Origin of the sequence: Mesorhizobium sp. DCY119, from assembly GCF_003590645.1 — a bacterium.
In the GTDB taxonomy this organism is placed as follows: domain Bacteria; phylum Pseudomonadota; class Alphaproteobacteria; order Rhizobiales; family Rhizobiaceae; genus Mesorhizobium_M.
Genome location: NZ_CP031834.1, coordinates 2,832,175 through 2,852,688, shown reverse-complemented (window position 1 = coordinate 2,852,688; position 20,514 = coordinate 2,832,175). Strand labels below are relative to the sequence as shown.

Here is a 20,514-nt window from a genome sequence, read left to right as displayed (position 1 = left end):
ATCCGACGCATCCTTGGTGCGGAACGGCATTGCTGCGCAAGACCCAACGCTATATGCGTAGAAATATATCGAGCCGCCTCGGCTCCTCGTCGATATTTCACAGCATGGGGATGGGAATGTCTTTTCATCGCAGAAATTTTGTGGCGCTCGTCACCGCCTTTGCCTTGTGGTCGCTTCCAATCGCGACGGGCGAAGCGTCAGCAGCGGAAACCCGCACCATCACCGACCAGCTCAACCGCTCGGTGACCATTCCAGACAAGGTCGAGCGCATCGTCGTGCTGCAGCACCAGACGCTCGACCTCCTTGTCGAGCTTGGCGCCGCTGACAAGATCGTCGGGGTTCTGCGCAAATGGCCGAGCCTCATTCCCGGTCTCGACAAATATGCCCCGCAGCTCGCCAACCTGCCGATGCCCGGCGATCTTTCGACGGTGAATGTCGAAGAGGTCCTGCAGCTCAAGCCGGACGTGGTCTTCGTCACGAACTATGCGCCGCCAGAAATGATCGAGCAATTGTCGAAGGTCGGCCTGCCCGTCGTCGCCATTTCGCTGTCGAAAGGCGAAGGCATCGAAGCGCCAAAGCTCAATCCGACCTTTGATGACGACGACTATGCCTATTCGGAAGGGCTGAAGACCGGCATCAAACTGATCGGCGACATCGTCGGCGAAAGCGAGCGGGCCGACCGGCTGATCGACTATGCCTTTGCGCAGCGCAAACTGGTGGAGGAACGGGTGGCTTCGATCCCCGACACGGAGCGCGTGCGCCTCTATATGGCGAACCCGGATATGAGCACGTACGGTTCCGGCAAATATACCGGTGTGATCACGAAGCGCTCCGGCGGCATCAATGTCGCTGCCGGCGTGCGCGGCGCGACCAAGGTATCGATGGAAGACGTGCTCGCCTGGAATCCGCAGGTGATTTTCGTGCAGGACCGCTACGCGCCGGTGGCCGACGAAATCCGCAAGAACGCCGCCTGGCAGCACCTCGACGCGGTCAAGAACGACCGTATCTACATCACGCCGGAATATGTGAAGCCCTGGGGCTATCCGCTGCCCGAGGCCTTCGCGCTGGGAGAACTGTGGATGGCCAAGAAGCTCTATCCCGAGCGGTTCGCCGATATCGACATGCAGAAGCAAGTCGATGCCTATTACCAGCAATTCTATGGTCAGGCTTATACCGGCCCGAACTAGGCTCCGGCGATGCCTCCTGCTGAGCACGCGCCAGCCAACCGGTTGTTGACGATCTTCCTGATCCTGCTTCCGGTGGCGCTGTTTCTGCTTTCGTTTCTCATCGGGCGCTATCCCGTTGCGCCAATGATGGTGATCAAGGTCATCGCGGCCCAGATATTGCCGATAACGCCGGACTGGCCGGCCGTCGTAGAATCCGTCGTTTTCGATGTCAGGCTGCCGCGCGTGGGGGCCGCCATGGTCGTCGGCGGCGGGCTGGCAATTTCCGGCGCGTGCTATCAGGGTGTCTTTCGCAACCCGCTCGTTTCGCCATTTACGCTAGGCGTTTCGGCAGGCGCCGGTTTCGGCGCGGCCCTCGCCATTCTCCTTTTCGGGCAGCGTTACGCGACCCAATTCTCAGCTTTCGTCTTCGGGATGCTAGCGGTTGCGTTCTGCTTTGCCATGAGCCGGCTTTACCGGATGAATTCGACGATCGTCCTGGTGCTGGGCGGCATCATCGTCGGTTCGCTGTTCACTGCCCTCCTCTCTCTCCTCAAATACGTTGCGGACCCCAATTCGAAACTCCCGGTCATCGAGTTCTGGCTCTTGGGCTCGCTGTCGTCGGTCTCGACGGCGGACATGGTTCCCGTCCTGGCGGTCGTTGTGCCGTCCGCGACCGTGCTTCTGCTGCTGCGCTGGCGCATCAATATTCTTGCAATGGGCGATGAGCAGGCGCGTATCCTGGGTGTCGAAGCCAATCGCCTGAGGCTCGTCGTCATTCTCTTTTCGACCCTCATTGCCGCTTCGACGGTCTCCATCAGCGGTATCATCGGCTGGGTCGGGCTGGTCATCCCGCACCTTGCGCGGATTATCGTCGGGCCGGACTTCCGGCGGCTTCTTCCTGCCACCTTGTCGCTTGGAGCCTGTTATCTGCTCATCATCGACGATCTGGCCCGTATCATGACGGCAGCCGAAGTTCCGCTCGGCATACTCACTGCATTGATCGGCGCGCCGGTCTTCATTCTTCTGCTAGGACGCGGACGGTTGGGATGGGCGTGATCCTTGCCGCCGAGCAGATCGGCTTTACCTATCCAGGCAGAAGCAAGCCGACATTCAGCGATCTCAGCCTGAAAATCTCTGCTGGCGAGATCATCTGCGTGCTCGGGCCAAACGGCGTCGGCAAGTCGACATTGCTTCGCTGCCTCGCCGGACTGACACCATCGACATCCGGGACGGTGAAGCTTGGCGAGGAACCGATCTCGACACTTCCCCGCACCGAAATCGCCAAACGGCTGGCACTGGTCCCGCAAAGCGACGAGACGGTTTTCGCCTTCTCCGTGCGCACCATCGTCGAAATGGGCCGTGCCCCGCATCTGGGATGGTTCGACACACCGGGCAAGGACGTCGACGCTCTTGTGGACGACGCCCTGGAGACGCTCGGCATCGCCCATCTCGCCAATGCTGCCTACACCGAAATCAGTGGTGGAGAGCGGCAACTGGTGCAGATCGCGCGCGTACTGGTTCAGGCTCCGAAACTGATGATTCTCGACGAGCCGACCGCGCATCTCGATTTCGCCAATCAGGCCCGCTTCCTCTCGCTGACGCGGCGGCTGGCGAAAAACGGTCTCGCCGTCATCTTCACCACCCACGCGCCCGATCAGGCATTCAGCCTGGCGGACCAGACCCTGATCCTCTCGCCAAATCACCCGCCGTCGATCGGAAAGACCATGGAAATGCTGACGGAGGAGACGCTTTTCAAGGCGTATGGCGTGCCCATACGCTTGATCAAATCGGAAGAACATATTGCCTGCGTCGCGCAGGTCGGCTGAGCCCGCGATATCCCTCGACCGGAGTGGGAAAGACAGGGTTTGTGACCAACAAGCGCCCTGTTCGCGTTCATTGGTCACATGGCCCCAGCCGCTGACGACCCGACCGGGGGTCGGTACCTCAAGCCGCTTCGAGCGACGCCATGTCGATGACGAACCGATAGCGCACGTCGGCACGCTCCACCCGTTCGAAAGCTGCATTGATGTCCTGAATGGCGATCATCTCGCAATCGGGAAGGATGTTCATCCTGCCGCAGAAGTTGAGCATCTCCTGTGTTTCCGCGATTCCGCCGATCGGCGAGCCCGAGATGCGGCGGCGTCCCATCAGGAGCGGCAGCGTGCTGTGCTCATCGATCAGCCCGAGCTGACCGACGATCACCAGGGTCGCGTCGACATCGAGCAGCGGAAGATAGGGCGACAGGTCGTGGCGCACCGGAATGGTGTCGATGATCAGGTCAAATGCATTGGCAGCCGCCGCCATCGCCGCATCATCCCCTGAGACGAGCACGCGATGGGCGCCGAGTGCCAGCGCGTCCGCGGTCTTGGCTTCGGTGCGGCTGATGACGGTCACGTCCGCGCCGAGCCCGATGGCCAGCTTGACCGCCATGTGGCCAAGCCCGCCGAGCCCGATGACGCCGACCCGGCTGCCCGGCCCGACATTCCAGGTGCGCAGCGGCGAATAGGTCGTGATGCCGGCGCAGAGCAGCGGTGCCGCCCGGGCAATATCCAGTCCCTCCGGTATCGCCAGCACGAACTCCTCGCGCACGACGATATGCTTGGAATAGCCGCCATAGGTGGGCTCGCCGGTGATCCGGTCGCGGTCATTGTAGGTCTGCGTTACCACGTTGCGGCACATCTGTTCCTCATGCTTGAGGCACTGGTCGCATCTGCCGCAGCTGTCGACTATGCAGCCGACGGCGACGGTATCGCCCGCCTTGTAGCGGGTGACATCCTTGCCGACCGCGACCACCCTGCCGACGATCTCATGGCCGGGTACAATCGGATAGGTCGTCGCGCCCCAGTCGTTGCGCGCCTGGTGAAGATCGGAGTGGCAGACACCGCAATAGAGGATTTCTATCGAAACGTCGTTTGCGCGCAGGTCCCGGCGCGCAAACTCATAGCGTGCGAGGGGCAGGCTGGCGTCGGTTGCCGCATATCCGGTGGTTTTCATCAAAAACTCCTGTCGTGGATTATGATCGGTGATGGTCAGAAGCGTTCGCCGACCATGTCTTCGTTTTTTGCCCACAGCGCCTTGGCGTGAAGCGGTCGACGCAACGCCGGCCAGCACGTCTGGTTGCCCTTATTTGGGAATGCGACGCGTGCGCGCTGCGCCCGATCGTATCGATCTCTTGCCTATTTCTATCAAACCGTCCGATTGGAAGGCGGCACCGGCTTGTTTGGGCCGGGAAGAAGGACCAATTATGGTTCCATGCAGCAGCAACTGATGAAAATGTGCAGTCTGGCCGAGCGTCACGCCGGCGACACTGGGCGAGCGCAAATCCTTCCGCGCCTCTCGCTCTTCGTCGCGAGGTCGGTCACATGCCCGACGTCGACCGTTTATCAGCCGATGATGTGTCTTGTCCTGCAAGGGGCAAAGCAGGTGATGATCGGCGATCGCCTGCTGCGGTACGATCCGGCTTCATACTTCATTGCCTCACTCGAATTGCCGGTTTCGGGCCAGATCGTCGAGGCAAACGCCGACAGCCCCTATGTCTGCGCCAGCCTTGCGCTCGACCGAGACATGATCGCCTCGCTTGTCGCCGATTTACCGGCCCAGCCTGACGGGCAGATTGCCGGCTTCGGGGTCAGCCCGGTCACACCGCAATTGCTCGATCCCTGGTCCCGGCTTCTGGCCCTGCTGGAGGCGCCCGAGGATGCCCCGGTGCTGGCGCCGATGCTCGAGCGCGAGATTCTGTACCGGCTCCTGCAAGGTCCGCAGGGCGGCGTTCTTCGCCAGATCGCCCAGGACGACAGCCGGCTGTCGCAGATCAGGCAGGCGATCACATGGATTCGGGCACATTTCGACGAACCCATACGCGTAGAAGCGCTGGCCGAAATTGCCGGCATGAGCCCCGCGTCCTTCCACCGGCACTTCAAGGCGGCTACCGCGATCAGCCCGCTGCAATACCAGAAGGTCCTCCGGCTTCAGGAGGCGCGCCGGCTCATGGTGGTCAACGCGGACACCACGCGCACTGCCTACAGCGTCGGCTATGAGAGCGCCTCGCAGTTCAGCCGCGAGTATGCCCGCATGTTCGGCGCCCCACCCTCCCGCGACGCAATCCGCCTACGCGGCCAGAGCCTCGGTCTTGAGAATATGAATAGCGCAACGTGATTGACGCGTTCACCGCTGCCCGACCAAAAGCAGACTTCACCGGCCATTTCCATGCGGCGGGTCGCGAGATCAGGCAGGAACATAGGTCAACCTGATCACATCCTCGCCAATTCGATCATGTGTCATCAGGCGGAGCGGCGGTCGGGGTCCGGCGAAATATCGTTTGCCGTGGCCAACTACGACGGGATGCAGGTAGATTCGATACTCGTCGATGAGGCCAAGTTGGGTGAGGCTGTGTGCCAAATCCGGGCCGGCAACTTCGATCTCCCCCTCGCGCTCGGCTTTCAGCTCGCGGATCGCGCCCTCGAGATCATCCCCGACAAGCCAGGCATTTGGGCCGACTGACTTCAGCGAGCGGGAGACGACCCATTTCGACTGTTTCCGCCACGCCGCCGCAAAGGCTTGTTCGTCTGGCCCCCATTCTGAATGATCGTCGTCCCAGTAACGCATGACCTCATACATTTGGCGACCATAGACACTGCCTGCCTGCCCCTGAGCCTCCTCGATGAAGTGGCGGAAAAGCGTGGGGCCTGGCGCAAACGCCATATGGTCGACGTAGCCGTCCAGGGACTGGTTCATTCCGAAAACGAGTTTGGCCATACCACTATCTCTCCTCTACACGGGACATCCGTACGGTCTGATTGTGTTATGCAATCAGTTATAAGCTAGATCGACTGATTTTATTTCGCAATTGGTTTTTGGCGTACGCATAACGCCTACGCGCGCTCCCCACGGGGCTTCGGTCCCGGTTACCCAAACCCCTTAGCTCAGTCGCAGAAGCGTTGCTCAGTGGACATACACTCCCAATACGATATATTCGGAATATGCCGAATATATCAAACAAGCGCCTGACGACCACAGAACAACGCTTCATCGAGGATGCGGCGCGACTGCTGATCCCCTGGGGTGTGCCCCAGACGGCAGCACGCCTCTACGGTTATCTGCTGCTTTGCGCCGAGCCGGTCGGCCTCGACCGCATGACGACCGACCTCGAGATCAGCAAGAGCAGTGCAAGCGTCGCCGCGCGATTGCTGGAAACTTATATGCTCGCCCAACGGCATGGCGAGCGCGGAAGCAAACGCGTCTCGTACACAGTGTCCGACAATTACGAGGGCATGCTGACCGAGCAGAACCGTTTGCTCGACGCGCTCGCCGATCTCCTGAAGAGCGGTGCCGCTTCCGTCGCCTCAGGCCCTACGCAGGACCGCCTTGGCGAAATGGCCGAGTTCTATCTAGCGATACGTCAGGCCATGGAGACAGCGCTCAAGCAGTGGCGCTCGCAGAAGCCGCGATCCTGAGGTCCGACCGATCCGCATTCCCGCGACGACCAAAGCTGCGCTGGAAACAGTCCTCGCGAAGGAGTGAGCAACATGGAACAAACCGAAACTCCACGGGAGCCTAGCGCGATGTCGCGCAGTAAGGCCGTTGCCTATGCAATCGGCCTGCCTCTTGCACTGCTTGGACTGATCTTCCTGCCTGCCGGCACGATCGCCTGGTGGCCTGGATGGATATTCCTTGCAGTTCTGATTTTGGGCTTTGGCGCTTCTGCCCTCGTACTCGCCCGCGTCAATCCCATAATCTACCGAGCACGCAGCCGGTTTCAGGCGGGCACGAAAAGCTGGGACAAGGCGCTGCTTGCAGTCATCCTGCCGGCAATGGTGGCGGTTCTGCCGGTTGCGGCGCTCGATGCCGGGCGGTTCCACTGGTCGACAGTCCCGGCCTGGGTGGTGCTATCGGGCTATGTCGCTGTGCTGGCGGGCATCGCGGTTACGGCATGGGCGCAGGCGGTGAATCCATTCTTCGAACCGGGTGTTCGAATCCAGTCCGAACGGCATCAGCGCGTGATTGATACCGGTCCCTACCGTTTCATGCGTCATCCCGGCTATATCGCCGCGTTGTTGTTGTTCTTCGGCATGGCGCTTGCGCTGGGTTCGTTCTGGGCGCTCATTCCCGCTGCACTGGCGGCGGCAATCCTTGTCTTGCGCACATCATGGGAAGACCGCCTGTTGCGGGTCGAGCTTCCCGGATACGACGATTATTCCCGTCGAGTGCGGTGGAGACTGGTCCCTGGCATCTGGTGAAAGACTGCTTCGCTATTGAGAAGCTGCCGGAGGTCGATGTTTATCCTCCACCAGCAATTGGAGAAGCGTTTGGCGCTGGTCATCCGCCCGTAATGATGCGGCAATGTTGCACTCACAGGGTCTTCCGAGACATCGTTCACAGGAAGCCTGATACATATGTGCAGCACCGCAATATCCGAGCCACGCAAGCTGGCGATCGGCCCTATCTGCTTGTCCCAATTGAAAATTGCATGCATCGCATTGCCCGTGACGCTGGTCATGGCGGGCTGCAGCACAGTTCCGCTCAAGGAAGCGGGAACGTTGACATCCTATGGCAGCCTTGGTGCTGTCAAAGGCAAGCTCGGCAAGTCGCGCTCCTTCGTGGATGGGCCGGCCTTGGCGGGCGTGAAAACCGTCAGTATTTCACCGACTTCATATTCGCCCGGCGCCTTTGCCCGGGTAAAGCAGAGGGAAGACCGGGCACTGGTGGCGAATGCTCTGGATCGGGCGATGTGTGTTGCTCTGAGCGATAAGTATCAGGTCGTGCCAACGGGACAGCCCGCCGACTTGACCGTGCGAGCAGTGGTTGCCGACCTGGTGCCGACTGATAAGACGATGGCAGGCGTTTCGACAGCCGTAACGCTGGGCAGCGGCGCCGTATTGCCGGTCAGCATCCCTCGCCTGCCGATGGGCCTGGGAGGCCTCGCGGTTGAGGCCGAGGCGCTCGATCGTAATGGTATCCAGCGCGCTGCGATCGTCTGGTCGCGTGGAGCGAATTCCATCACGAACAATCCCAGGGTCTCCGAAGTTGGCGACGCCTACAGCCTGGCCACTACATTCGGAAATGATTTTTCCAGGATGCTTGTCACGGGCAAGGACGCCTCCGGGTTTCAGATATCGATACCTTCGGGTCAGAAAATGAAATCTATGCTTGGCGGCAAACCGAAATATGCCGCCTGTGAGGCTTTCGGGCGATCCCCCGGCATAGCCGGAATGGTGGCGGACAAGTTCGGTGCTCCACCTACCTGGACCGACAAATCCGGCAAGAAGCCGGTTACAACACTCACGGCGCAGACCGCTCCATCACTCCCTGATTAATCAAATCTGGATTGTCAGCTTCGTTCCGGCCGTCCCGCTATCAAGCAGAACCTGGCCGCCGTGGTTGGTGACGATCTGCCGGACAAGGCTCAGTCCGAGCCCGGCGCCTGTGGATCGTGGGGTAACCCTATAAAAGGGCTCGAACACCAATTCCCGCTGGTCAAAGGGTATTCCCGGTCCTTGATCCGCGACTTCGACGTGTCCATCCGCAGAGACAGATATTGAGATCATGCCGGCATTGCCGGCGTGATCAATGGCATTGCGAACCAGATTGCTGACAGCTCGCGTCATTGCAGATGGACTGCCCTGCCGCTCAAACCTGTCTGCGTCGCTGTGGAACGAGATTTCGTATCCGGCTGCGATTGCAAGGGGAGCGAGGTCGGCAACCGCCATCCTGGCGATGTCGACCAGGTCGATCGTTTCGAAGGGGTCTTCATTCAGGTCGTTTCGCTCGAAATCGAGGAGCTGTTCGGCGGTTCCCCCCAACCGCGCGACATCTTTCAAAAGGCGCTGACGGTCCTGCCCCTCTGCCATGCCTTCGATTCTGATCTGCATGATCGCTATTGGCGTGCGCAACTCATGAGCAGCATCCACCAGAAAGCGCTGTCTCTTCTGGAATTCGGCGTCAAGACGCTCAAGTGCTCCGTTGAACGCCACAATCAGCGGGGCAACTTCTCGAGGAACAGTTTTGGTCGGAAGTCTTGCGCCACGGCTGCGCGGTTCGATCGCCGCCGCCCTGCGGGCGACATCATTCACACCACTGAGCGAACGTTGGACAATGCGGGGTACGGCCAGGAATATCGCAGGCAGCGTAAGACCGAGCAGAGGCAAGTATATGGGTTTCAGCTCGACAAGAAGAACGGGGACGACCCAATCCGTTCCGGACGTCTTTCCAAGCATTATTCTTACCTCGCCGGCAGCCGAATAGACGGTTTCGATCGAGGCGATTTCGCTTGTGTCGGCAGCTCCCCTGATGTCGGCCTCATGAAACCGGTACACAAAGGGTGCAAGATCCGCATAGGACGCAGGTATATCGCCGTAGGAAACCATCTCGCCACGAGCAGTCGCAACGACGTACCACAAGCCCTCGGTCTGGCTCCTGATGGACCGAAGACCCGGCGTGTCACGTATTTCGAGGCGCCCTTGGGGATCAAGGACGATCGCATCCTCCATGGCCAGCGAGACTTTCTTCTCAAGGACCAGATTGGGGGAAAGGACTGTTGCCCCATAGAACGCCAGGCCGACAATCAACAGCGCGACAATCGCGACGAACGTAACGCTGAGCTGCCAGCTTAGCTTCCACCTGAGCGACGTATTTCCTTCCGACATCACTCTTCCTTCAGGAGATATCCGACGCCTCTTATGCTGTGGATGGCCACTCCGGCGCCGGCCTCGAGCAACCTCTTGCGCAGGCGCGAAATATGGGTGTCGAGCGCGTTCGACTGGATCTCGTCTTCATAGTTGTAGACGGCAGCTTCCAAGGTGGAGCGAAGAACGGTTTTTCCGCTCCGCTTTGCCAGCGCGGCAAGGACCATAAGTTCTCTTCGCGGTATATCGACCGGACTGGAATTGACGGTCACGTTGAAATGCAGCGGATCGACGGTCACCCGGCCGACTGTGATTTCTGGTTCTGCCAGACTTGCCGGCCTGCGCAGCACCGCACGCAGGCGGGCCATCAACTCGTCGATCAGAAAGGGTTTGCCCAGATAATCGTCCGCGCCGGCATCGAGACCCTCAACGCGCTCTTTGGGCTCGTTTCGTGCCGTAAGAACGATTATCGGCGTATCGATGCCAGCCAGTCTCAGCTTCGGGATGAAACCGAGACCGTCGCCATCAGGTAGGCGGCGGTCCAAAAGAATTGCGTCATAGACGTATTGGCGTGACAGCTCGATCGCATCTGCGAGCAGCATGGTGTGATCTATGACGATGCCCTGTTTACGCAGCGCTCCCGTAAGCGCTTCCGCTAGTGCCTTCTCATCCTCGATCAATAAAATCCGCATCGCGGTCGCGCCTTTTTTGACCGTCCTTGCACCTGCGGAGATTGCAGCAGCATTACGGATAGCAGGCGAACGCTAAGCTACTTCAATTTCGATTTTTGTATGTCGGGCTGAGCTTAATTGAACGCATGCCGAATGGGCCTGCCGGGCACGAGCACCTCGGCAGCTTTCAGAATGCCTGCGGCGTCAATCCCGTAATGCCTGTAGAGGTCGGCGATCGTCCCGGTTTGGCCGAAATGCTCGACACCCAGTGACCGCGTGCGATGCCCGCGCACCGACCCAAGCCATGAGGGAATGCGCTCTTTCCTGAGATACGCAGCCTGCGAAATCAAAGGCTGATATTGGTGTTGGTGGGCTGGATGGGACTCGAACCCATGACCCCAGAATTAAAAGTTCCGTGCTCTACCATCTGAGCTACCAGCCCTTCACCAATCACCCGTGTCCCTGTCAGAACGAATGCCCCGAACTCCGGCAAGCCGGAAATGCCCACGTTATCCGTATGCATCGATTTCAGAGCGGGCGGCAGAAAGCCGCAACGAGTGTTTTCGCAGCGCACAAAAGTCGCCTCGAAATTGCGGCGGAACATAGGGAGAGTGCCCCTGCCGGTCAACCGGAAAAAGCATTGTCCAGCAGCCTTTGTTCGCGCTCGCGACTTCGTGCTCGCGGCATTCTTGCGCCGGGCCCGATCGCGCGCCATAAATCACTGCGTTTCAATCACTTGCATTCGGCTGGAACCAATCGCGCCGTTTGCACGTTGCTTGGGGCACAAGGGACAAATTCACCCTTTGCGAGGAGATCACCATGAAGAAATTTCTCTCAGGCCTTTGCGCTTCGGCGCTTGCATTGTCCTTCGCGATTATGCCGGCCATACCGGAAGCCAGCGCAGCACCTGCCTATGTGCCGCCGGCGGCGACAACGCAGTCCGACGTGCAGCAGGTACAATACGACCCTTACCGCAGGGCCATTCCTTCCGCACGGCACTTCCGTGGCGACAGGCGCGATTTCCGTCGGGGCTGGCGCGATGGGCGCCGTGACGGACGCCGTTTCGAACGCCGCGGCGACTACAGCTACTATCGCGGGCATCGCGGCTATCGAAACTATCGCCACGGCTACCGCGAATATAACGGCTACTGGTTCCCGGCTGCCGCATTCATCACCGGGGCAATCGTCGGTGGCGCGATAGCAGCACCGCCGCCGGTTCGTGAATATCGCGGTGGCGGCAACGCCCATGTGCGTTGGTGCTATAACCGCTACCGTTCGTATCGGGCTTATGACAACACGTTCCAGCCCTATGGCGGCCCGCGTCAGCAGTGCTATTCGCCCTATTAATATCGACCTTCACGAAAATCAGGCCCGCGCTAACCGCGCGGGCCTTTTTTATGTGATTCCGTTCCATCCTGAGACAACGTCCGCTTCACCGCATTGCGCCAGCCCTTCAGCTTGGCTGCTCGCACGGTCTCGTCCATCTGCGGCTTGAAGCGATGGTCCAGCGCCCACGACTTGGCAAAGGCCTTGGCCTTGGGCCACACCCCTGCCCGCGAACCGGCCAGCCATGCGGCGCCCAGCGCGGTGGTTTCCAGAATGGTCGGCCGGTCGACCGGTGCGTCGAGGATGTCGGCCAACCGCTGCATGGTCCAGTCCGAGGCGACCATGCCGCCGTCGACACGTAGCACTGTCTGCTTCGAACCGCCCTTCCAGTCCTTGCGCATCGCATCGAGCAGATCGCGCGTCTGATAAGCCACCGATTCGAGTGCGGCGCGCGCGAATTCGGCCGGGCCGGAATTGCGCGTAAGCCCGAATATCGCGCCGCGTGCCTCGGCATCCCAATGCGGTGCGCCAAGGCCGACAAAGGCCGGCACCAGATAGACGTTCTGCGTATCGTCGGCCTTCGCCGCCAGAACGCCGCTATGCTCGGCCTTGCCGATGACGCCGATGCCGTCGCGCAGCCACTGAACGGCAGCGCCTGCCACGAAGATCGAGCCTTCAAGTGCGTAGGTCGTCTCACCATTGAGGCGATAGGCAATCGTCGTTAGCAGCCGGTTCCTGGAACGCACCATGTCAGCGCCGGTATTCAGAAGCGCAAAGCAGCCGGTACCATAGGTCGACTTCATCATGCCGGGCTCGAAACACGCCTGGCCGATCGTCGCCGCCTGCTGGTCACCGGCAACGCCGAGAATCGGAATTTCCGCGCCGAAAAGCTTTTTGTCGGTGACGCCGAAATCGTCGGCGCAGTCCTTCACTTCCGGCAGAAGTGCCGCCGGAATGCGCAGGATCTTCAGCAATTCGGCGTCCCATTCGTTGGAACGGATGTTGTAGACGAGCGTGCGCGAGGCATTCGTCGCGTCCGTCGCGTGAACCTTGCCGCCGGTCAGCCGCCAGATCAGGAAACTGTCGATCGTACCCGCCAGCAATTCGCCCTTTTCGGCCCGCCGGCGCGCGCCTTTGACGTTGTCGAGGATCCAGGCAATCTTGGTGCCGGAGAAATACGGGTCGAGCAGCAAACCCGTCTTTCGCGAGAAAAGCGGTTCAAGCCCCTGCTTCTTCAGCTTCTGGCAGAGCGGCGCAGTGCGGCGGTCCTGCCAGACGATGGCATTGTGGATCGGCTTGCCGGTGGCCTTTTCCCATATCACGACGGTTTCGCGTTGATTGGTGATACCGATGGCCGAGACGTCGCCGGCAGTGGATTTTGCCTTCCTGAGCGCCGTCTTGCAGGTGCTGACCACGCTTTGCCAGATCTCGTCCGGATCATGCTCGACCCAGCCCGAAGCCGGGAAATGCTGGGTGAATTCCTGTTGACCGGTGCCGATCGGCTTCATCGCCGCATCGAAAACGATCGCACGGCTCGACGTCGTGCCCTGATCGATCGCCAGCACCAATCCAGCCATCATCTCCCCCTCTTTGTCTCGGCGCCGAGAACAGCGACGGCCCGAACTTCTTCATTCCGCGCTTTTCCGAAGCGCGAAACTATTTTCTATCAATTCGAAAGATAAACGAATGTCAACGAAAATGGGTGGAGACATAGCGACGGCATCAGCGCGTGGTCTCGATCAGTTGGACTTCCGACTCCTGGCAAATCGAACGCACGGATTCGATGTCGCAGCGATCCGTGATGAAGGAATCGACCTGCGACAGATGCCCGATCCGCACCGGTGCCGTGCGTTCGAATTTGGTCGCGTCGGCGACGAGGATGACATGACGCGCATTGGCGATGATCGCCTGCGCCACCTTCACCTCGCGGAAATCGAAATCCAACAGAGCGCCGTCGTGGTCGATTGCCGACGCTCCGATGACCGCGTAGTCAACCTTGAACTGCTTTATGAAATCCACCGCCGCTTCGCCGACGACGCCGCCGTCCGAGCCGCGCACGACGCCACCGGCGATCACGACCTCGATCTCAGGAAAAACGCGCATCCTGTTGGCGACATTGATGTTATTGGTAATGACCATCAGGCCGGAATGATCCAGAAGCGCCTGGCTTACGGCTTCCGTCGTCGTGCCGATGTTGATGAAGAGCGAAGCGTTATCAGGGATCAGCTTGGCGGCTGCGCGCCCGATCGCGTCTTTCTCCTCCGCCGCAATCTTGCGGCGGGCCTCATATTCCATGTTCTCGATGCCGGAGGGAAACAGCGCCCCGCCATGGATGCGGCTCAGCAGGCGCTGGTCGCATAGATCGTTGAGATCCTTGCGTATGGTCTGCGGCGTCACGCCGAAATGCGCCGCCAGATCGTCGACGAGAACGCGGCCGGAATCCTTGGCCAACTGTATGATTTCCGAATGCCGCGTCGACAGGAACACGCTGCTTCTCCGATCTTCGTTTGAGGCAATAATCAAGGTAAAACGAAACGCCGCAAAAACATAGCTGGCGAATTGGGAAGTGCCCTCACCGAAGCGAAGCCGCTATCTCGGTGATAACCGAATAGGCCGTGTCCACATCCTGCTCGGTGGCCTCGAACTGGCCGACCTGAAAACGGATGGCAAAATGACCGTCGACCCGCGTCTGCGTGAGATAGATGCGGCCGTCATCATTGATCGCGTTGATAAGGCGCAAATTGTGCTCGTCGAGGTCGGTCGCGCCTGCCGGTATATGCCGGAACGAGAATAGCGACAGCATGGGCTCCGTGACGAGTTCGAACTCCGGCGTGGCGGCAATCCGCGCGGCTAGATTTTCCGCCCAGGCGACGTGGTTGCGGATCATGGTGCGCAGGCCGGAAAGGCCATGGGCGCGCAGCAGGAACCATAGTTTCAGCGCACGAAAACGCCGGCCGAGCGGCACCGACCATTCAGAATAATTGACGATGCCGTCCTTGCCGTGCGTCTTCAGATATTCGGGCTTGATCGCCAGCGTGCGGACGAGGTCGTCGGGATTGCGCACGAACTGCGCCGAGCAATCGAACTGCGCTCCCAGCCATTTGTGCGGATTGAAGACGATCGAATCGGCATGCTCGACACCGGCCCAGAAATGCCGGAATTCTTCGCAGATCATCGCCGAGCCGGCCCAGGCGGCATCGACATGCAGGTAAAGTCCATATTTCTGCGCCACTGCCGCGACCGCGGCGATGTCGTCGGTGCCACCGGTGCTGGTGCCGCCGACACAGGCGACGATGCCAGCGGGAAGCAGGCCGTTCGCCTTGTCGGCAACGATTGCCGCTTCAAGGGCTGCCACATCCATCGCCCGCCAGCGCCCGGCAGTCGGGATGCGGACAAGATTTTCCTCGCCGATGCCCGCAACCCATATCGCCCGGTCGATTGAGGTATGGACCTGATCCGAGGAATAGACGCGGATGCGCGGCTGGCCAGACAGGCCTTGCTTGTTGCCCTGCCAGTCGAGCGCCCTCTCGCGCATGGTCAGCACGGCGGCCAGCGTAGCCGACGATGCCGAATCCTGCAGCACGCCGGAAAACCCTTCCGGCAGGCCCAGTGCCTGGCGCAGCCAGTCGATGATGCGCGTTTCGAGTTCGGTTGCGGCGGGCGACGTCTGCCACAGCATGCATTGCGCCGCCATGACGGTGACCAGATATTCCGCCACCACCGAAACCGGCGCTGCATTGGCCGGGAAATAGGCGAAGAAGCGCGGATGCTGCCAATGCGTCATGCCCGGCAGGATCTTCTCCTCGAAGTCGGCGAAAATCGCCTCCATCGCTTCGGGTGCTTCCGGCGGCGAAAGGGCGATGCCTGCTGCTATTTCGCCGGGCTGGGTCTGCGCCCGCACTGGCCGTTCGCGCAACGTCTCGCGATAGTCCGCGCCCCATTCGGCCGCCTTCAGCGACCAATCGCGAAATTCCCTGGCGTCCAAGTGCTTCCTCCCACCGGCAAAACGCCGGTCGATATCAGATGGGGAAATCAGGCAGGCTCTTGAACGCCAGCTTCAGCGCATTCGACCAGCCGTCCGAGATCGTCCGGTAATAGGGATCGTCGAGCGCGATGCGCTTTTTCAGCTTAACCGCGAGTGTGTCGTTTTCATAAAGAAGGAGGTCCAGCGGAAGGCCGACCGAAAGATTGGATTTCAGTGTGGAATCAAAGGACACCATCAAAAGCTTGACAGTTTCCTCGAAGCTCATGGTGCGGTCGTAAGCGCGCACGATGATCGGTTTGCCATACTTGGTTTCACCGACCTGGAAGAACGGCGTGTCATCCGTGGATTCGATGAAGTTGCCTTCCGGATAGATCATGAACAGGCGCGGCGGGCTGCCCTTGATCTGGCCGCCGAGGATGAAGGAGGCGTTGAAGTAGGAATCGGCGCTCTCACCTGTCGGCGATGCGTGAGCGATGACTTCCTTGACGACATCGCCGATCAGCCGTGCCGTCTGATACATCGACGGCGTTTCAAGCACGACGGAAGAGCGTTCCTCCGGCGCCTTGGAGCGCTCCTCGAGCAGGCTGACCACGGCTTGCGTCGTTGCAAGGTTGCCGGCGGACATCAAGACGATGACCCGCTCGCCCGGCTTTTCCCAGACATGCATCTTGCGGAAGGTGGAGATGCTGTCCATTCCGGCATTCGTGCGGGTGTCCGACATGAACACCAGACCACGATCCAACTTGAGGCCGACACAGTAAGTCATGGAATCCCGTATTCTAAAACAATACCGGGATTACTGCTCGACCGTGATGTGAACCGCAAGCTGTTCCGACGCCTGTCCCAAGCGAATCCCGGAAACCGGCATAGCATCGCGATAATCTCGGCCTGTCGCAAGTCGCACATAGCGTTCGTCTGGGGAAATGCCGTTGGCGGCGTCAAACGCGACCCAGCCGAGGGAGGGAACAAAGGCCTCCGCCCAGGCATGGCTCGCCACCTGCTCGATGGTGCCGTCCATCATCAGATAGCCGCTGACATAGCGCGCCGGCATGCCGAGCAGCCGTGCGGCCGACGAAAACACATGGGCATGATCCTGGCAGACGCCGCGGCCCTGTTTCAGCGCCTCTTCCGCCGTGGTTTCGGCGTCGGTCGCGCCAACGACATAGTCGACACGCTCTCGCACCATACCCAACAATTGATGGAGGCGATCGATCTCGGCGCCCGGCCCCACCGACGACGCCAGTTGACGGATACCTTCACCAGCCTCCGTCAACGGCGTCGCATGACTGAACAGCCAGAGCGGCGCAAAACCGCTGTGAGGCCCGCTCACGCCGGCGGTGTCATGCGTTTCGACCTCGCCCGTGGCCTCGACGCTCACGACACGCGGATCGCCTTCGATGCTGACCAGCCGCGTGTCGTTGCCGAACTGGTCGGAAAACCGCACCTCCTCGCGCGCACCGCCGACCGCAACGTTCCACGACAGCACCGACTGCGTCTTGCCGTCTCGCGGCAACAGCCGCAGCCGCTGCAGCCCGTAATGAACAGGCATGTCGTAGTGGTACTCGGTGCGATGCGTGATTTTGAGGCGCATCAATGAAACCTGTAATTCTGGGCTACTTCGTCGCCGAGGCGGTAATTGTCGCGGATGAAGCACGACAGGAATTCATGCAGGCCTGCATCGAAGATGGTCTTGACGTTGCCGACTTCCAGCTTGGCCATGGTTTCACCCGCCGTCTTGTGACAGGCGTGGAGTTCGCCATAATCGTCAGCCAGATAGGCCAGGCTCTCGGCGATGTTGCGATAGCAATAGGCAAGCGAACGCGGCATGCGGTTATTCAGGATGAGATAGTCGGCGATATTGGCCGGTCTGTAGTCGGCTTCATAAACCCAGCGATAGGAACGATGCGCCGACACCGAGCGCAGGATCGATTCCCACTGGTAGTTGTCCAGCGTCGACCCGACCCAGGAAATCGACGGCAGCAGAACGTAATATTTGACGTCGAGGATGCGCGCCGTGTTGTCGGCCCGCTCGACGAAGGTGCCGATCTGGGAGAAATCGAAGATCTCGTTGCGCAGCATCGTGCCGTGGAAAGCGCCTCGGATCAGCGCCGTCTCGCGCTTGATGGCGTCCAGCACCGCCGGCACGTCGCGCTGGTCGACCGGGCTGCCCAGCATGCGCTTCAGCGACATCCAGGCCTCGTTGATGCTTTCCCAGGTCTCGCGCGTAAGTGCGGTACGCACCATGCGGCCGTTGTTGCGGGCCGTTTCGATCGCCGACATCACGCTCGACGGATTGGATGTGTCGCGCAGAAGGAAATCGGTGACCGTTTCGGCGCTGAACTCATCATGGCGCTCGCGAAATGTCGCCTCAACCCCGGCGCTCAGGATGACGGAGGTCCACTCGTCTGCCGAACTCGACGTCCGGGTCAGCGCCATGCGCATGCCGGCATCGATCAGGCGCGCCATATTCTCGGCCCGCTCGATATAGCGATTCATCCAGTAAATGCCGTTTGCGGTGCGTCCGAGAAGCATCAGGCGGTTCCGTCGCAGAGTGAATAGTCAGTAGTGAGTAGTGAATAGTGAATGCGGCCCATCTCACGACTTTCTTTGCAGGCTGCGGATCATGGAGCGCAGCATTTTTCCCAACTCTTCCGATTGGCTGAGCAGTTGGGCGGTATCTTTTCTCACCATAAGTTCCAGCCGCTCTGACAGTATCAGATGCGTTTCCAATTCCTTGAGAGACCCTTGTGCAACCCGAAGAAACTGGACGAACGAGCCCCTCTGCTCCCTTCCATACCCTTCAGCGATATTCGCGGAGATGGATGTAGACGACCGTCTGATCTGCGAAGTCATCCCGTATGTTTCGCTGGCAGGGAATGCTTTGGTTGCAGAATAACACGCAACAGCAAGCTCAATGGCGGCCTTCCAGACAAGCAAATCTCTATAGGAGGTGACAGGCGTCCGATGACCCTCCCGATCAATCTCCAGATTCCCCTGCTGTTCCACTATTCACCACTCACTATTCACTACTCACTACTCACTTAGTCATCCAGAACCCACGTATCCTTCGTGCCGCCACCCTGCGAGGAATTCACCACCAGCGAGCCTTCTTTCAACGCCACCCGCGTCAGCCCGCCGGGCACGATCTGGATGCGATCGGAAACCAGCACGAAAGGCCTGAGATCGACGTGGCGCGGGGCGAGGCCCTTTTCGGTCAGGATCGGGCAGGTCGACAGCGAAAGCGTCGGCTGGGCGATGTAGTTGGCCGGGCGTGCTTTCAGCTTTTGCGAAAACGCCTCGCATTCCTTCTTGCTCGCCGCCGGCCCGACCAGCATGCCGTAGCCGCCGGAGCCGTGAACTTCCTTCACCACGAGCTCATCGAGATGTTCCAGCACATATTTCAAGCTGTCCGGCTCCGAGCAGCGCCAGGTCGGGATGTTGCCCAGCATCGCCTTGCGACCGGTATAGAACTCGATGATTTCCGGCATGTAGGAGTAGATCGCCTTGTCATCGCAAATGCCGGTGCCTGGAGCGTTGGCAATGGTGATGTTGCCGGCACGGTAGACATCCATGATGCCCGGCACGCCGAGCGCCGAATCCGGGCGGAATGTCAGCGGATCGAGGAAGGCATCGTCGACGCGGCGATAGAGCACGTCGATCTGTTTGTAGCCTTCGGTCGTGCGCATGGCGACATGGCCATCGACGACGCGCAGATCCTGTCCTTCGACAAGCTGCACGCCCATCTGGTCGGCTAGGAAGGCATGTTCGAAATAGGCCGAGTTGAAGCTGCCCGGTGTCAGCACCGCGATCGTCGGCGCGTCCTTCACCCCGTCCGGGCGCACGGCGCTCAGGGACTGACGCAGAAGCTGCGGATAATTCTCGACCGGCCGTACCTTGATGCGCTGGAACAGCTCGGGAAAGAGCTGCATCATCGTTTCGCGGTTTTCCAGCATGTAGGAAACGCCGGAGGGCGTGCGCGCATTGTCTTCCAGAACGTAGAATTCGTTCTCATTGATGCGCACGATGTCAGTGCCGATGATGTGGGTATAGACGCCGCCCGGCGGCCGCACGCCGATCATTTCCGGCAGGAAGGCCACGTTGCTGGCGATCAATTCGCGGGGTATGCGCCCTGCCCGCAGGATTTCCTGGCGGTGATAGATATCGTCGAGAAAGGCGTTCAGCGCCTGAACGCGCTGCTCTATGCCCTGCGTCAGCCGGCGCCATTCCTGGCCCGAGATGATGCGCGGGACGATATCGAATGGAATGAGCCGCTCGGCAGCCTCTTCTTCGCCATAGACGGCAAAGGTGATGCCGGTCTTGCGGAAAACGCGCTCGGCATCGCGCATTTTTTCGGTCAATCGGGCCGCATCCTGGTCTTTGAACCAGTCGTCATAGCCCGTGTATGGTTTTCGCAATCCGGTAGTTTCCGGAAGCATTTCGTCGAATGCAGCCAATCGCGCACTCCCCTCTGAACCTCATTTGAAATGAGGTCGAAGAAGAAAAGCAAGCGCAATCGCACATTCCATGATCAACGCGATACATCTTCCGCCTTTTGCCCAGAATATAGGCATGCTGCCTACGGGGTTTGAAAATCGCTTGGGCAAAGTCGGCATGGCCGTCAGCGGTACTGGCAAGCGAATCTCGCTGCCGGATGAAACCGGGAGGCCGCGCCTTGCGTATGTTAGACTGAAGCCCGGCGCATTGATGCCGAGCTGCGGCATTGCGCTCGATAGGACGGGAGAGAA

The 20,514-nt window shown here is 60.0% G+C and carries 20 protein-coding genes and 1 tRNA gene; 8 read left to right on the top strand and 13 right to left on the bottom strand.

What is annotated here, in order from left to right; all coding sequences use genetic code 11:
- Positions 1 to 116 precede the first annotated feature (116 nt).
- The 3 genes from DZG07_RS13925 to DZG07_RS13915 are packed head-to-tail and all read left to right on the top strand — an operon-like array spanning position 117 to position 2,992.
- Positions 117 to 1,187 carry an ABC transporter substrate-binding protein gene (locus DZG07_RS13925; RefSeq protein ID WP_119817891.1) on the top strand — a complete coding sequence of 357 codons (1,071 nt, stop codon included), beginning with the start codon at positions 117 to 119 and terminating at the stop codon, positions 1,185 to 1,187.
- Positions 1,188 to 1,196: 9 nt separating this feature from the next.
- Positions 1,197 to 2,222 (top strand): iron ABC transporter permease, encoded by a 1,026-nt coding sequence (locus DZG07_RS13920; protein WP_119817888.1) that lies wholly within the window; start codon positions 1,197 to 1,199, stop codon positions 2,220 to 2,222.
- The gene (locus DZG07_RS13915; protein ID WP_119817885.1) at positions 2,213 to 2,992 is read left to right on the top strand and encodes an ABC transporter ATP-binding protein; all 780 of its coding nucleotides are present in this window, start codon (positions 2,213 to 2,215) and stop codon (positions 2,990 to 2,992) included. Before DZG07_RS13920 ends, DZG07_RS13915 begins: the two co-directional genes overlap by 10 nt.
- A gap of 118 nt (positions 2,993 to 3,110) precedes the next feature.
- Here the strand turns inward: DZG07_RS13915 and DZG07_RS13910 are convergent, their stop codons facing one another.
- Positions 3,111 to 4,160, bottom strand: a complete 1,050-nt coding sequence (locus DZG07_RS13910; protein ID WP_091913635.1) for an NAD(P)-dependent alcohol dehydrogenase — start codon at positions 4,158 to 4,160, stop codon at positions 3,111 to 3,113.
- 204 nt (positions 4,161 to 4,364) lie between these two features.
- Here DZG07_RS13910 and DZG07_RS13905 point away from each other — a divergent pair, with 204 nt between their 5' ends.
- Positions 4,365 to 5,321, top strand: a complete 957-nt coding sequence (locus DZG07_RS13905; RefSeq protein ID WP_245429490.1) for an AraC family transcriptional regulator — start codon at positions 4,365 to 4,367, stop codon at positions 5,319 to 5,321.
- Positions 5,322 to 5,390: 69 nt separating this feature from the next.
- Here DZG07_RS13905 and DZG07_RS13900 read toward each other — a convergent pair whose 3' ends face one another.
- Entirely contained in the window at positions 5,391 to 5,921 is a 531-nt protein-coding gene (locus DZG07_RS13900; RefSeq protein ID WP_119817882.1) for a dihydrofolate reductase family protein, read from the bottom strand.
- A gap of 224 nt (positions 5,922 to 6,145) precedes the next feature.
- Here DZG07_RS13900 and DZG07_RS13895 point away from each other — a divergent pair, with 224 nt between their 5' ends.
- From DZG07_RS13895 to DZG07_RS13885, 3 genes are all read left to right on the top strand, one after another.
- On the top strand, positions 6,146 to 6,619 hold the full coding sequence (locus DZG07_RS13895) for a hypothetical protein (protein WP_119817879.1): 474 nt from the start codon (positions 6,146 to 6,148) through the stop codon (positions 6,617 to 6,619).
- 108 nt (positions 6,620 to 6,727) lie between these two features.
- Complete coding sequence (locus tag DZG07_RS13890; protein WP_119817877.1) at positions 6,728 to 7,402, top strand: isoprenylcysteine carboxylmethyltransferase family protein; 675 nt, start codon at positions 6,728 to 6,730, stop codon at positions 7,400 to 7,402.
- Positions 7,403 to 7,660: 258 nt separating this feature from the next.
- Positions 7,661 to 8,479 (top strand): DUF3313 domain-containing protein, encoded by an 819-nt coding sequence (locus DZG07_RS13885; RefSeq protein ID WP_245429644.1) that lies wholly within the window; start codon positions 7,661 to 7,663, stop codon positions 8,477 to 8,479.
- Here DZG07_RS13885 and DZG07_RS13880 read toward each other — a convergent pair whose 3' ends face one another.
- The 3 genes from DZG07_RS13880 to DZG07_RS13865 all read right to left on the bottom strand — a co-directional run bounded on the left by DZG07_RS13880 (position 8,480) and on the right by DZG07_RS13865 (position 10,900).
- A complete protein-coding gene (locus DZG07_RS13880; RefSeq protein ID WP_119817871.1) occupies positions 8,480 to 9,808 on the bottom strand; it encodes a HAMP domain-containing sensor histidine kinase in 1,329 nt (442 codons plus the stop codon). It lies immediately after the preceding gene.
- Positions 9,808 to 10,479, bottom strand: coding sequence for a response regulator transcription factor (locus DZG07_RS13875; protein WP_119817868.1), 672 nt, complete (start codon positions 10,477 to 10,479; stop codon positions 9,808 to 9,810). The genes DZG07_RS13880 and DZG07_RS13875 overlap by 1 nt, the downstream gene beginning before the upstream one ends.
- Positions 10,480 to 10,824: 345 nt before the next feature.
- A tRNA-Lys gene (locus DZG07_RS13865) sits at positions 10,825 to 10,900 on the bottom strand.
- Positions 10,901 to 11,277: 377 nt separating this feature from the next.
- On the opposite strand from DZG07_RS13865, the gene DZG07_RS13860 reads away from it, so the two are divergent.
- Complete coding sequence (locus tag DZG07_RS13860; protein ID WP_091913627.1) at positions 11,278 to 11,805, top strand: BA14K family protein; 528 nt, start codon at positions 11,278 to 11,280, stop codon at positions 11,803 to 11,805.
- A 29-nt stretch (positions 11,806 to 11,834) separates the two neighbouring features.
- Here the strand turns inward: DZG07_RS13860 and glpK are convergent, their stop codons facing one another.
- From glpK to DZG07_RS13820, 8 genes are all read right to left on the bottom strand, one after another.
- Positions 11,835 to 13,361 carry a glycerol kinase GlpK gene (gene glpK, locus DZG07_RS13855; RefSeq protein WP_119821719.1) on the bottom strand — a complete coding sequence of 509 codons (1,527 nt, stop codon included), beginning with the start codon at positions 13,359 to 13,361 and terminating at the stop codon, positions 11,835 to 11,837.
- Positions 13,362 to 13,506: 145 nt separating this feature from the next.
- The gene (locus DZG07_RS13850) at positions 13,507 to 14,271 is read right to left on the bottom strand and encodes a DeoR/GlpR family DNA-binding transcription regulator (RefSeq protein ID WP_119817862.1); all 765 of its coding nucleotides are present in this window, start codon (positions 14,269 to 14,271) and stop codon (positions 13,507 to 13,509) included.
- 85 nt (positions 14,272 to 14,356) lie between these two features.
- Complete coding sequence (locus DZG07_RS13845; RefSeq protein WP_119817860.1) at positions 14,357 to 15,769, bottom strand: pyridoxal-dependent decarboxylase; 1,413 nt, start codon at positions 15,767 to 15,769, stop codon at positions 14,357 to 14,359.
- 34 nt (positions 15,770 to 15,803) lie between these two features.
- Positions 15,804 to 16,535 (bottom strand): proteasome-type protease, encoded by a 732-nt coding sequence (locus DZG07_RS13840; RefSeq protein ID WP_091913623.1) that lies wholly within the window; start codon positions 16,533 to 16,535, stop codon positions 15,804 to 15,806.
- A 30-nt stretch (positions 16,536 to 16,565) separates the two neighbouring features.
- Entirely contained in the window at positions 16,566 to 17,360 is a 795-nt protein-coding gene (locus tag DZG07_RS13835; RefSeq protein ID WP_091913622.1) for a transglutaminase family protein, read from the bottom strand.
- Positions 17,360 to 18,301: an alpha-E domain-containing protein gene (locus DZG07_RS13830; protein ID WP_119817857.1), complete on the bottom strand. Its 942-nt coding sequence runs from the start codon at positions 18,299 to 18,301 to the stop codon at positions 17,360 to 17,362. Before DZG07_RS13830 ends, DZG07_RS13835 begins: the two co-directional genes overlap by 1 nt.
- A 63-nt stretch (positions 18,302 to 18,364) precedes the next feature.
- Positions 18,365 to 18,775, bottom strand: coding sequence for a four helix bundle protein (locus tag DZG07_RS13825; protein WP_348626376.1), 411 nt, complete (start codon positions 18,773 to 18,775; stop codon positions 18,365 to 18,367).
- A 35-nt stretch (positions 18,776 to 18,810) separates the two neighbouring features.
- On the bottom strand, positions 18,811 to 20,223 hold the full coding sequence (locus DZG07_RS13820; RefSeq protein ID WP_162931620.1) for a circularly permuted type 2 ATP-grasp protein: 1,413 nt from the start codon (positions 20,221 to 20,223) through the stop codon (positions 18,811 to 18,813).
- Between the last annotated feature and the right edge of the window lie 291 nt (positions 20,224 to 20,514).

Bases quoted from the DNA above. Each gene is read 5' to 3' on its own strand.
- DZG07_RS13860 (WP_091913627.1), top strand. From the start codon at position 11,278: ATGAAGAAATTTCTCTCAGGCCTTTGCGCTTCGGCGCTTGCATTGTCC.
- DZG07_RS13890 (WP_119817877.1), top strand. From the start codon at position 6,728: ATGTCGCGCAGTAAGGCCGTTGCCTATGCAATCGGCCTGCCTCTTGCA.
- glpK (WP_119821719.1), bottom strand. From the start codon at position 13,361: ATGGCTGGATTGGTGCTGGCGATCGATCAGGGCACGACGTCGAGCCGT.
- DZG07_RS13835 (WP_091913622.1), bottom strand. From the start codon at position 17,360: ATGCGCCTCAAAATCACGCATCGCACCGAGTACCACTACGACATGCCT.
- DZG07_RS13830 (WP_119817857.1), bottom strand. From the start codon at position 18,301: ATGCTTCTCGGACGCACCGCAAACGGCATTTACTGGATGAATCGCTAT.
- DZG07_RS13880 (WP_119817871.1), bottom strand. From the start codon at position 9,808: ATGTCGGAAGGAAATACGTCGCTCAGGTGGAAGCTAAGCTGGCAGCTC.
- DZG07_RS13840 (WP_091913623.1), bottom strand. From the start codon at position 16,535: ATGACTTACTGTGTCGGCCTCAAGTTGGATCGTGGTCTGGTGTTCATG.
- DZG07_RS13885 (WP_245429644.1), top strand. From the start codon at position 7,661: ATGGCGGGCTGCAGCACAGTTCCGCTCAAGGAAGCGGGAACGTTGACA.
- DZG07_RS13895 (WP_119817879.1), top strand. From the start codon at position 6,146: ATGCCGAATATATCAAACAAGCGCCTGACGACCACAGAACAACGCTTC.
- DZG07_RS13900 (WP_119817882.1), bottom strand. From the start codon at position 5,921: ATGGCCAAACTCGTTTTCGGAATGAACCAGTCCCTGGACGGCTACGTC.
- DZG07_RS13875 (WP_119817868.1), bottom strand. From the start codon at position 10,479: ATGCGGATTTTATTGATCGAGGATGAGAAGGCACTAGCGGAAGCGCTT.
- DZG07_RS13920 (WP_119817888.1), top strand. From the start codon at position 1,197: ATGCCTCCTGCTGAGCACGCGCCAGCCAACCGGTTGTTGACGATCTTC.
- DZG07_RS13915 (WP_119817885.1), top strand. From the start codon at position 2,213: ATGGGCGTGATCCTTGCCGCCGAGCAGATCGGCTTTACCTATCCAGGC.
- DZG07_RS13925 (WP_119817891.1), top strand. From the start codon at position 117: ATGTCTTTTCATCGCAGAAATTTTGTGGCGCTCGTCACCGCCTTTGCC.
- DZG07_RS13910 (WP_091913635.1), bottom strand. From the start codon at position 4,160: ATGAAAACCACCGGATATGCGGCAACCGACGCCAGCCTGCCCCTCGCA.